The organism is Paludibacter sp., from assembly GCF_009712605.1.
GTDB lineage: Bacteria > Bacteroidota > Bacteroidia > Bacteroidales > Paludibacteraceae > Microbacter.
Window position 1 is genome coordinate 13,571 of record NZ_WASO01000003.1, and the last position, 11,908, is coordinate 25,478.

The window sequence follows — 11,908 nt, forward strand, 5'->3', positions numbered from 1 at the left end:
AGCGCCCTTAATGCCAATTGCAGTCGGATAAAAGGGGCGCTTTTTTGTTACAGATTAATGGTTAGTTATTGAATAGTGGATAGCAATTTTTCATCGATGTGTTCTTTTTGAAAGGCAAGGGTCGCTTCGTCGAGTTGCAGGAACCCGGCTGCATGATTGAATGCCTGTCCTTTCGTCAGAATCCATTTGATAAATGCGGTAACGGTTTTGTTTTCGCGTTGTTCCTGCGAAAGAACGAACCCGATTTTTTCTACCGGAATATTATCTACACTGCTGTGTTCCAGTAGTGATAAGGTATTGTCCAGATCCGGCAAGCTCAGCACCTCTCTTTGTTGTGTCTTTACATTGAGCGGTACCAGGGCAATGCCGTTGCTGAGCTTCCTGCTTTGAGTATCGAAAACATAACTGAGATTATTGAAGGTAATCCCGGTGGTATCTTTTCTGATCGCACTTAACAGGTAAATATCATCTCCTAATACCTTTTTCCCTTTCAACTCTTCCGGTTTTGCTCCGAAATACTTTGCAAGAGCAATGGAAGAAGGGGTGTTGTTGCCGCGGGAATAAACCGTAGCGGCAAATTTGCTTTTCGCCTCATTGTTGTCTTCTGCCAACTCATCGGCCTCTTCGAAGAAAATCTTTTTAAGCTGCTTCTTAGACAATCCGTTTTTCGGTATTCTTTCCAAAATAGGATTCTCCCGGTTGGTAACCGGTACCAGGGCATAACGGCCTACATAAGTAATTTGTTGACTGATTGTTAAGTCAGAGTCGGCTGGTTGCGACGTGATGACACTTAACGGACTCTCTTTTCCGGTGAGCGCTTGTAGTTCTTTGCTTGCCTGAAGTTCAGGGTTTTCCTTTGTGTACTCGGCAACCCATCGTTCAATCAAAGGATAGGTAAAGCGGGCATTTTTCACTGTTTGACCGGAAAGTTTAGTTTGAGCTGTAACTGTGGCAGTAAAAAGAAATGCTGCCGACAATATGTTGATAATTATCTTTTGCATAAATAAATGAGTTTAAATTTGAATCTTGTTGGGTAGCCCGGCGGGCAGGATCAGGGTTCATTATTCCGGGAGGAGATATACCTGAGAAGTTGCTGTTGAAGAAAGCGGTTGTCAGACTAAAAAACTTGTTGCAGACAAAAGCAAAATGATTTCATGATGGAACTTCTCCGGTGCAGGCCTCCGGAATTGTTTCTTGATTATCTCATGTTGTGGCTACAGCCACACATGGACATTCGGGTCATCATGTTCATTTTTGGATGCATAAGTTCTTTTTCTAAAATTTATTCAAAACGTATAATTGTCTTACCTATTAGCAATTAGCAACCTTAAAAATGGGATGTGAAATCGTCAGGTGCTATAAATATGTTTTACAGCACAAAATTCGGGGTTTTATTGCTCTTCCAAAATCCCTTCTGTGTGGTATTTTCATACCATATATGTGGTACGTGTTTGTAAAAATTGATAAAGAAGGTCTGGCTTGGGAAGAAGAAATGAAGAAAAAAAACGTTTGAGGAAAAGAGGGAGGTCCAACGGGACGGAGGCTTTTTAAAAAAGAAGCAGCAGGCAAAACTGCCTGCTTCTGTCAATTCAAAATTGTCCCCGGCTGGCGCAGATTCAGCAAAGGTAATCAGTTACAAACTGATTCTTTTTTGCGTCCAAGCTACACTTCGTTAAGCTTGAACGAGAATCTGCCATACTTGCGCCATCAGGAGATAACAATTATTCTACGAATCTACTCTTATACTTTTCATAATCATTTCTTACATCATGAGCTAGTTCATCTAAAAAAGATTCTCCCATTGCATTAAAAGAGTTAACTTCGTTTTCTGACAAAACTATCTCTCTTTCAAACAAACCTACTGTTCCACATAATACGGATAAAATTATTGCCCCATTTTCATCTTCGTATAGTGAATAATTCCATTTTTTCGTAAAAATATTTTTCATTTTATACTATTTTCTATATATTTCCCTTTCGGTATATTATTTATAACAGCTTCTGAATATCCTGTAGGTAAATAACCACCAGGGATCCATTCTGAGTTTGCCCCCGGCTGGCGCAGGTTTAGCGATAGCGTAACCTGTGGCCAAACCAAGCAATCCTTTTTTAGCAAACCATAAGCTGATTCATTAATTTGTTGTACCAGCACTCGGCTCGGCGTAACCTCTTGCCAATGTCGTTACGACCAGGCAAGCTTCTGCTTCCCAAATACCTATCAAATGTAGCAATATTTCTTATAAACAAAAAAGCAACAGCTTATTATGCTATTGTTCAATGATTCTTTTCATGTTGTTGCTACCGATTGGCTTGTTCAAGCGAAAAATTAACTTCGGTGAATGTTATTTCGCCCGGAAGCAGAGAGAGGATGTTTTGGAATAAGAGGTTCGTCTGGCGGTTGCGGTTTACGTTATGGTTTACCTTTCTGCGCAAAACGAATCAGGGTGAAGGATGGAAATGAGGTTTTGTAAAAATAAAAAAGCACTTAAACTATTGAATTTAAGTGCTTTTGAGTGACCCCGGAGGGGCTCGAACCCTCGACCCATTGATTAAGAGTCAATTGCTCTACCAACTGAGCTACGGAGTCATTTCGGGCTGCAAAGGTAAAATAAATTATTGATTTTTGTTCGTTTTTATGCTGTTTTTTTCAATAAAATCGTGTTGTCTTATTGTTCGGGTCTGTTCGCAAGACTTTCTTTACATATTGCTACCGTAATATGATAACAGCTCTGGTGATGTTCCTTTTTGATAAGGAAACGGCATTGCCGGCGCATATCAATTAAAGTCTCGGCAAAAATGCGAGGTACTTTGGCCGGATAGGCAACCGTGTCGCCATCCATGAATTTATTGTAAGTGATATCGAAGGTGGTGCCGTACCGGTGAGCCGAATTATTGCTGGCGTTACCGTTGTGTCTGCCCAGTTTATGTTGGCTTTCGTCAGTCCGCAATACAGAAGTAACCACAAAACGGTAATCCTTCATCTTGTTTTCTTTTAGTCTCTTCTGGAATTCTACTCCGATATCTTTCAATAAGTTAACGGCTTCAGGGACCAGATACGGATGAGAGTGTCGTAGCTCATCGATATGGAAGAACTTACAATCAACCAGGTGAACCAATATGTCTTTCTTAACCAGCACATCGGCGGCTTTCAAAAAATCACTGTCAGTATCGAATGTTTGTTTTAGTCCTCCTACCTGAGCATGTTCCAGCTGCACATCGTTGAGGTCGTCCAGTAATTCGGACGAACTGATGGGTGCTGCGGCATCTTTGCAGAAGTCGCAGGTGCAGGTATGAACACGAAACATACGTGGTTGCAGGTAAGGTCGTATGAAAAGGGCTGCTATTACTATTGCAATCAGCAGCAAACTTAGTAATATAAAGAGGTGTAGGTGGTATTTCTTTTTTCGTCTCATCATTTTTCTGTCAGATGCAAAAATAGCATTTATTTTCTGTCCGCAGGAAGTAAACCTGCCAAAATTGCCGTTTTTTTTTGTGGCACAGGCTTTGATTGTAATAGTATCTATTTCGGTAAGAAGGTTCAACAGCCTTCTTATAAAAATAAAAAAATGGCCAACTTTGCCCATAAAATGGCCAAAGCATTGGCAAAAGGCAAAAGGATTAGTTATATTTGTGGTATAAACAAGAAAGGGAATAATAATGGAAAACCGATTTTCGGATAAATTAAGAGATGTGCTCAGCTATAGCCGTGAAGAGGCGGAACGGTTGGGTAACAGCTATATAGGACCGGAGCACCTGATGCTTGGGCTGATACGCGATGGCGAAGGAAAGGCCATCGAAGCCCTCAATTTGCTGCATACCGATCTGTCTCAACTAAAAAAGAAGATTGAAGATCAGGTTAAAACAGATAATGTTGTATCAGCCAGCGATTTGACAGTGCCGAGAAATACGGAACGAATACTTAAGATTTTGTATCTCGAAGCTCGTTCGTTGAACAAAAGTATTGCAGATACAGAGCATCTTCTGCTAGCAATATTGAAGGAAAAGGATAATTTACCTGCTCAGCTTCTTGGAGGCGAGGATGTGAATTATGACAATGTACGTGGTTTGATAGAAGAGAAAAAAGACATTCATATGGGTGGTGGATTTCCAAACGATGAGGATGATGATGAAGAACTTAGCGGTTCAAAATTGTCAAACCAAAAATCGGACAAGCCAGGCACGAAAGAGGTTGGCGATACTCCTGTTCTGAATAATTTCGGGAGCGACCTGACCAAAGCTGCGCGTGAAAATCTGCTCGATCCTGTTGTGGGACGTCAGCGTGAAATAGAACGTGTTGCTCAGATTCTGAGTCGCCGTAAAAAGAACAATCCAGTTCTGATTGGCGATCCTGGCGTGGGTAAATCGGCTATTGTAGAGGGACTTGCCATGCGTATTGTGCAGCGTAAGGTTCCGCGTACACTCTTCGAAAAGCGGATCATCGCACTGGATATGGCTTCGATCGTGGCTGGAACAAAATACCGAGGACAGTTTGAAGAACGTCTGATCGCCATCCTGAATGAACTGAAGAAGAATCCTCAGATCATCCTGTTTATCGACGAAATTCATACTATTGTAGGTGCCGGTGGAGCTGCCGGATCATTGGATGCGGCTAATATTTTGAAGCCGGTTTTGGCCCGTGGAGAGATACAGTGCATCGGAGCAACCACGCTGGATGAATACCGTCAAAGCATAGAGAAAGACGGAGCTTTGGAGCGCCGCTTCCAGAAAATTGTGGTGGAACCGACTACACCGGAGGAGACACTGGAAATTCTGAACAACATCAAGTCACGGTACGAAGATCACCACCGTGTGATATATACTCCCGAAGCAATTGCGGCTTGTGTCAAATTGACAGACCGCTATATTACCGAACGTTGTTTCCCGGATAAGGCAATTGACGCCCTGGATGAATCGGGATCAAGGGTTCATATTTCCAATATTGTAGTTCCGAAGGAGATTGAGGCACTGGAAAAAGAACTTGAAGAGGCAAAACAGGCAAAGCAAAAAGCAGTAGAAAATCAGCAATTTGAACTTGCAGCCGAATACAGAGATCACGAAAAGAAGTGCCACGAACGGTTGGAGGAAGCCACTTTGCGTTGGGAAGAATCGACCAAAGAACAACGTCAGGTTGTGGATGCCGATAAGGTAGCCGAAACTGTTGCCATGATGTCGGGCGTGCCTATGCAGCGTATTGCGCAGGCCGAAAATGAGCGACTGATTGAAATGCAGGACGGAATTAACAAAAAAGTGATTGGCCAAACGGCAGCTGTAGAGAAAGTTGTAAAGGCGATACAGCGTAACAGAGTCGGGCTGAAAAACCCGAATAAACCTATTGGCGCATTTATTTTCCTGGGACCTACCGGTGTTGGTAAAACTCACCTTGCCAAACAATTGGCTCAGTTCATGTTCGGATCGGATGACTCGTTGATCCGGGTGGATATGAGCGAATATATGGATAAATACACCGTATCGCGCCTTATCGGAGCACCTCCGGGTTATGTAGGTTACGAAGAAGGTGGCCAGCTGACCGAGAAAGTGAGAAGAAAACCGTACTCGATCATCCTGTTGGACGAAATAGAAAAGGCTCATCCCGATATTTTCAACATTCTGTTGCAGGTGTTTGACGAAGGGCATTTGACTGACGGTCTTGGACGACGCATTGATTTTAAGAATACGATTATCATCATGACCTCCAATGTGGGAACACGGCAATTGAAAGAATTTGGAGCCGGTGTTGGTTTCCGTTTGGAAGAAAACGATTTGTCGACGGCGTCGGAACGTTCACGGAGCGTGATTCAGAAAGCGCTGAACAGAACCTTCGCTCCTGAATTCCTCAACCGTGTGGATGACGTTATTATGTTCGATCAGTTGAGCAAAGAGTCGATCCTGAAGATTGTTGATCTTGAATTACAGGGTCTTTACAACCGGATCGAGAGCCTTGGATATCGCCTGGTGCTGACAGACGAAGCAAAAGAGTTTGTCGCCAACAAGGGATATGACGTTCAGTTTGGAGCACGTCCATTGAAACGGGCTATTCAGAAATACGTTGAAGATGAGATGGTTGATATAATTATGAGGGCAACAATTGCTCCCGGTGACACAGTTACAATGATTGTGAACACCGAAGAGGAAAAACTCTCCGCTCATATTGATCATCCGGAACCACAAACAACATAAATACAGTAAATTAAAGCCATTTCGTTATTCGGAATGGCTTTTTTGTTTACTATTATTGTGTTAGAATATTTGCCGTTTTGGCATTACATTTTGAAAGAAAACTGCTAACTTTGCTTATATTTTAATAGTGAAACCATTGTTTTTGCTATGTGCAGAAAAACAATGTATTAGTTTCTATCCTGCATTGACGGGAGGAGAATAAGAACCGAAAGCAAAGCTCTTTTCTTCTACTTTTCTATGAAGGATAGATTTATTGTTTTGTAGAGCGATGCAAAGCGTCGGGAATTCATGGCATCATTTATCTAAAACTAATCTATAATGAAGAATAAAGTTGTTACGTTTGGAGAAATACTGTTGAGGCTCACAGCTCCGGGATACCTCCGTTTTGCGCAGGCAAAGGAATATGTGGCTACATTTGGTGGCAGTGAAGCAAATGTTGCTGTTTCACTTGCCAATTTCGGAGTTGATACTGAGTTTGTAACACGTTTACCGCAAAATGAAATAGCACAAAGCTGTCTGAGCCAGCTTCGTTCGTACAATGTGGGTACGCAGCACATTGCTTACGGAGGGAAACGTCTGGGTATCTATTTCCTCGAAAATGCTTCTATATCACGTGGATCGAAGGTGGTTTACGACCGTGCCGATTCTTCTTTTGCCACGATTGTTTCGGGCATGATCGACTGGGAAAAGGTGTTTGCCGATGCTACCTGGTTTCACTGGTCGGGTGTGGCAGCAGCTTTATCACCAGAGGCCGCCGATGTGTGCCGCGAAGCTATTCATGCAGCTGATCGGTTGGGTCTGACCATATCCTGCGATCTTAACTTCCGGAAGAACCTTTGGAATTACGGGAAAACAGCTCCGGAGGTATTGCCCGAAATGGTAGCTTACAGCGATGCTGTTTTTGGCAGTCACGACGAATATCTCAAGGTTCTGGGCATTTCAATGGCCGATTTCAAAGCCGTAGATACCAGCTACCAAATGGATCTTGTCAGTTACGAAAAAGCAGCCAAAGAGATGGTGATAAAATTTCCTCGCTGCAAGAAAGTATTTATCGAATTCCGTAATACGATCAACGCCAATCACAACACGCTTGCCAGTGTTCTGTATTCCAACGGAACATTGAAACATACCCGCGTTTACGACATTACTCACGTGGTTGATTGTGTCGGAGTTGGTGACGCATTTGTGGGAGGCATGATTTACGGTATGATTGCTTATCCTGAAGATGACCAAAAGGCATTAGACTTTGCTCAGGCAGCTTCTACTCTGAAAAATACCATTCAGGGCGACTTTAACCTTGTATCGGTTGCCGAAGTGGAAGGCCTCATGAAAGGCGACGGCTCCGGACGTGTTTCAAGGTAAGGAAAATTTATTATATTTGCACAAAAGTTAACCTTAATATAGGCGTACAAAAGAGAACTTTTGTGCAAATTTTCTTCTCTTTGTGGACGAATATATTAATTGATTTTCAATTAATTATGTCATACAATATTTTGTCCATCAATCCTGGATCAACTTCTACCAAAATTGCGCTCTACCAGGACGAGCATTGCGTGTTTACGTTAAATATTGACCATACTTCCGAAGAGCTGAGGCACTTCAAAAAGGTAAACGACCAGTTCGAATTCAGAAAAAATCTGATACTGAATGCGCTCGAAAAGGCTGGTGTCGACCTGCAATCGCTTAATGCGATAGTGGGGCGGGGTGGCATGGTGAAACCTGTAGAATCGGGGGTTTATGAGATGAATGCCCGGTTGCATGAAGATTTGGTGCTGGGTATTCAGGGAGAACATGCCAGTAGTCTTGGAGGCTTGTTGGCTGAAGCAATGGTTGCCGACATTCCGGGTGCCCGTGCTTTTATCGCCGATCCGGTGGTGGTAGATGAAATGACAGATGTAGCCCGGGTCCTGGGACACGCTCTCTTTCATCGCAAGTCAATGTTTCATGCACTAAATCATAAGGCCATCAGTCGTTTGTATGCCAAATCGGTAGATAAACCGTATGAAGAACTGAATCTGGTGGTTGCCCATTTGGGAGGAGGCGTAACGGTAGGTGCTCATCAACGCGGGCGGGTCATCGACGTAAACGATGGCATTAGCGGATCAGGACCTTTTTCGTCCAACCGTTCGGGCCAGCTACCGGCGGTGGATGTCGCAAAGCTTTGTTTTAGTGGCGAATATATGCTAGACGATGTTAAGCAGATGATTAACGGCAAAGGCGGTGTAATGTCGCTGATGGGAACCAGTGACATGCGCAAAGTCGAACATCGTGCATTGCAGGAAAATGACCCGAAGGCAAAGTTGGTGATGGATGCGATGGCTTACAATGTTGCAAAGGAAATTGGCGCTATGGCAACGGTTCTTGAAGGGAAAGTGGATGCTATCCTGTTGACCGGAGGAATTGCCTATTGTAGCTATATCGTGGATGATATCACCCGTCGGGTTTCGTTTATAGCTCCGGTGAAGGTTTATCCGGGCGAAGATGAAATGGGAGCACTTGCAATGAACGGACTGGCCGTATTGCGCGGAGCTCCTGTTAAGGTTTATACCTGAAGCAATTAATATTATATCAATTTCAAGTGCCGACCTCTCCTCTCACGACGACTTCGTGTCGGAGTCAGATATTTATCGTCTGACCCAACCTCCTCCCCCAAGGGGTGGAGGAGTAAGGCAGTGAAATATTTAGAATTCATTTATTTTGCAGATTTTCCCCCTCTCTTCGGGAGAGGTGCTAGGGGAGAGGTCAAATGCGAAAATTAAGAACAGTCTTAAACGGTATAATGTCTGCTATTCTTCTGCTTCAGCAATTACGAACTTAACATCGTTGTTTTTCAGCCATTTGATGTCGTCTGCCGTAATTTTGGAGTCGGTAATCAGATAGTTGATTAATGACAATGCACCCAGACTGGCAAACGAACTTTTACCTATTTTAGAGGAGTCGGCAACCAGAAATGTTTCATTGACCGAATCGATCATGGCTCTCTTTACACAAATGTCGCTAATCCCCGGATAAGTTAAACCCGACTTCAAGGCGATACCTGCAGTGGCTAAAAAGAGCTTGTCTACATGCAGGCTTTGAAAAAAATCAGCGGCTTTTTGCCCGGTTAGCGAAAGAGTGGGGGCCTTGAATTCGCCTCCGGTGACAATCACGGTAATGCCCATTTGCGCTCCTAGGATAAGAGCAATATTCAGTGCATTGGTAATGACAGTGAGATTTCGGTAGTTCGTTAACAGTTTTGCAATTTCTGTCGTAGTTGATCCCGAGTCGAGTATGATAGTGTCGCCGTCGGCAATGAATTCTACGGCTTTGCGGGCAATGGCTATTTTTTCGGCAATATTATCCTGGTTTTGCAGGTTGAAAGTGCGAATATTCGAATCGTTATCTTTCAGGTAGGCTCCACCATGTTCGCGAACGATAATGTTTTCCTTCTCCATTCGTTCAAGATCCTGACGTATAGTTACCTCTGTTACTTTAAATATACGGCTCAGATCTATTACTTTAGCATGACCTTTTTCCCGAATAAGTTCCAGTATTTTTTCGCGTCGTTGGTTTGGGAGCATATTGGTTACTTTTGAAGATAATTTCTGTATTCTTTGATCTGGGTAATGGATATCAATTTTACGGAGTGTTGCTTAGCAACTTCTACAAGGTCATCCCAGCGTGCCATTGTGCCATCGTCGTTCATTACTTCTACTAACACGCCGGCAGGTTTCAAACCTGCAAGACGGGGTAAATCCACCGAGGCTTCGGTGTGTCCCATTCTTCCCAAAACGCCATCAGCATGAGCAATGAGTGGAAATATATGTCCCGGACGCGCCAGATCTTCGGGTTTGGTATTGACATCCACAAGAGCATTGACTGTCATTGCACGGTCGTAGGCTGAAATGCCGGTAGTGCAACCATGCCCTTTCAGGTCGACGGATACCGTAAAGTTGGTGATCATTAAAGCTGTGTTGCTTTGCACCATTCTGTCCAGTTGCAATTCCTTACAGCGTTCTTCTGTAAGAGCTGCACAAATAAGGCCTCTTCCATATTTAGCCATAAAATTGATGATTTCCGGGGTTGCCAACTCGGCTGCGGCAATAAAATCTCCTTCATTTTCGCGGGCAACATCATCAAAAACCAACACAATTTTACCTTGTTTTATATCTTCGATGACCTCTTCTACTGTATTCAGCGGCAGTGACATATCGGCGATTGTATTTAGTATGCAAAGATACGGTTTATTTACCGAAACCCGGTTTCTTGCTTTTGACTGAACAGCTTTTGATGAGTCCAATAACTTGTTATATATCAAATTGTATTGTTTTTTGTCCGGCGAACATGAAACTTCTTTAATTTTCATGTTATTATTAAAAATAAGGAGAACGAGGGTTGATATAGATTTTATCAATATTCATATTTATTTCTATAAAAGTATAATCCGAAGATTTCCGCATTATATTTGCAATCACAATCAGATTTTAACACGTACTGATATCGATAAAAAATAAAGACTGACCGATTGAAGTTCAACGAATTTTGAACTGTTGACCAGGTGGTAAATTACTAACTATTAATATTTTCAACGATGAAATACGAATTACAGGCACTGCCATATGCAGCAGACGCATTAGCACCAAAAATGAGTGAAACAACCGTTAACCTCCACTGGGGGAAACATGTGCAGACATATATCAACAACCTGAACGGGTTGATTCCGGGCACACCGTTTGAAGAAGCTTCGCTCGAGGAAATTGTAAAGAAAGCCGAAGGCCCCATTTTTAATAACGGCGCTCAGGTATGGAACCATACTTTCTTTTTCTGGCAATTTGCCCCGAAACCTGCCGCCTCGAAACCTTCGGGAGCTCTGGCAGCCGCTATCGATAAAAGCTTTGGCTCATTCGACGCTTTCAAAGAACAATTCACAAAAGCCGCAGTTACATTGTTTGGCTCGGGATGGGCATGGCTGGTAAAAAAAGAAGACGGTTCGCTCGAAATCGTTCAGGAAAGCAATGCAGGCAATCCGCTGAAGAAAGGCTTGATCCCTGTGCTTACCTGCGACGTGTGGGAACACTCGTACTATGTTGATTACCAGAATCGTCGCGCTGATTTTGTGGCAACCTTCTGGGAATTGGTCGACTGGTCGGTGGTAGAAAAACGGTACTAATAACCAACCGATAAAAACCAACGAATTATGCTTAGCAAACTGTTAGAAAAGGAAATCAACGACCAAATCAATTACGAATTCTGGTCGGCTCAACTCTATCTCTCCATGTCGGCTCATTTTTCCGATTTGGGATTGCCGGGATTTGCTCACTGGATGTATGTTCAGTATCAGGAAGAGACCACTCATGCCATCAAATTTTTCAACTACGTGATTGAACGTGGCGGCAAGGCAGTGGTTCAGCCTATCAAAGAAGTACCGACAAACTGGGATTCGGTGTTGAGCGTTTTTGAAGAAACGATGGAACACGAACAGAAAGTGACCGCTCGTATCAACCATCTGGCAGATACCGCTGTAGCAGAAAAAGACCATGCCACTCTGAGTATGCTGCGTTGGTTTATTGACGAGCAGGTAGAAGAAGAAGCAAATGCGAAAGCTATTGTCGATACTCTGAAGCTGGTAAAAGACAACGGTTATGCCATTTACTCTCTCGACAAAGAACTGGCTGCCCGTGTATTTGTAGATAGCACACAAACCGGCACTAACGCGTGATGCACTCAGGGTCGGTTTAGCATGTATCTTTAC

10 protein-coding genes and 1 tRNA gene are annotated in these 11,908 nt (G+C 43.2%); 5 read left to right on the forward strand and 6 right to left on the reverse strand.

Going from position 1 to position 11,908, the window contains the following annotated elements; genetic code table 11:
- Positions 1–65 precede the first annotated feature (65 nt).
- The 4 genes from F8N35_RS04255 to F8N35_RS04270 form a co-directional block, all read right to left on the reverse strand.
- Entirely contained in the window at positions 66–1,001 is a 936-nt protein-coding gene (locus F8N35_RS04255; RefSeq protein ID WP_293050117.1) for a hypothetical protein, read from the reverse strand.
- Positions 1,002–1,721: 720 nt separating this feature from the next.
- Positions 1,722–1,949: a hypothetical protein gene (locus F8N35_RS04260; protein WP_293050118.1), complete on the reverse strand. Its 228-nt coding sequence runs from the start codon at positions 1,947–1,949 to the stop codon at positions 1,722–1,724.
- A gap of 565 nt (positions 1,950–2,514) precedes the next feature.
- Positions 2,515–2,587: transfer RNA gene (locus F8N35_RS04265), tRNA-Lys, on the reverse strand.
- Positions 2,588–2,666: 79 nt separating this feature from the next.
- A complete protein-coding gene (locus tag F8N35_RS04270; RefSeq protein ID WP_293050119.1) occupies positions 2,667–3,416 on the reverse strand; it encodes a DUF5715 family protein in 750 nt (249 codons plus the stop codon).
- Positions 3,417–3,657: 241 nt separating this feature from the next.
- On the opposite strand from F8N35_RS04270, the gene F8N35_RS04275 reads away from it, so the two are divergent.
- From F8N35_RS04275 to buk, 3 genes are all read left to right on the forward strand, one after another.
- Positions 3,658–6,177 (forward strand): ATP-dependent Clp protease ATP-binding subunit, encoded by a 2,520-nt coding sequence (locus tag F8N35_RS04275; protein WP_293050120.1) that lies wholly within the window; start codon positions 3,658–3,660, stop codon positions 6,175–6,177.
- A gap of 318 nt (positions 6,178–6,495) precedes the next feature.
- A complete protein-coding gene (locus tag F8N35_RS04280) occupies positions 6,496–7,539 on the forward strand; it encodes a sugar kinase (RefSeq protein WP_293050121.1) in 1,044 nt (347 codons plus the stop codon).
- Positions 7,540–7,655: 116 nt separating this feature from the next.
- On the forward strand, positions 7,656–8,729 hold the full coding sequence (gene buk / locus F8N35_RS04285) for a butyrate kinase (protein ID WP_293050122.1): 1,074 nt from the start codon (positions 7,656–7,658) through the stop codon (positions 8,727–8,729).
- A 234-nt stretch (positions 8,730–8,963) separates the two neighbouring features.
- On the opposite strand, the gene F8N35_RS04290 is transcribed toward buk, so the two are convergent.
- Both F8N35_RS04290 and ribB read right to left on the reverse strand, forming a co-directional pair.
- A complete protein-coding gene (locus tag F8N35_RS04290) occupies positions 8,964–9,737 on the reverse strand; it encodes a DeoR/GlpR family DNA-binding transcription regulator (protein ID WP_293050123.1) in 774 nt (257 codons plus the stop codon).
- A 5-nt stretch (positions 9,738–9,742) separates the two neighbouring features.
- Positions 9,743–10,366: a 3,4-dihydroxy-2-butanone-4-phosphate synthase gene (ribB, locus tag F8N35_RS04295; RefSeq protein WP_293050124.1), complete on the reverse strand. Its 624-nt coding sequence runs from the start codon at positions 10,364–10,366 to the stop codon at positions 9,743–9,745.
- 381 nt (positions 10,367–10,747) lie between these two features.
- Here ribB and F8N35_RS04300 point away from each other — a divergent pair, with 381 nt between their 5' ends.
- On the forward strand, positions 10,748–11,326 hold the full coding sequence (locus tag F8N35_RS04300) for a superoxide dismutase (RefSeq protein ID WP_293050125.1): 579 nt from the start codon (positions 10,748–10,750) through the stop codon (positions 11,324–11,326).
- 27 nt (positions 11,327–11,353) lie between these two features.
- Positions 11,354–11,875 (forward strand): ferritin, encoded by a 522-nt coding sequence (locus tag F8N35_RS04305; RefSeq protein ID WP_293050126.1) that lies wholly within the window; start codon positions 11,354–11,356, stop codon positions 11,873–11,875.
- Positions 11,876–11,908 lie beyond the last annotated feature (33 nt).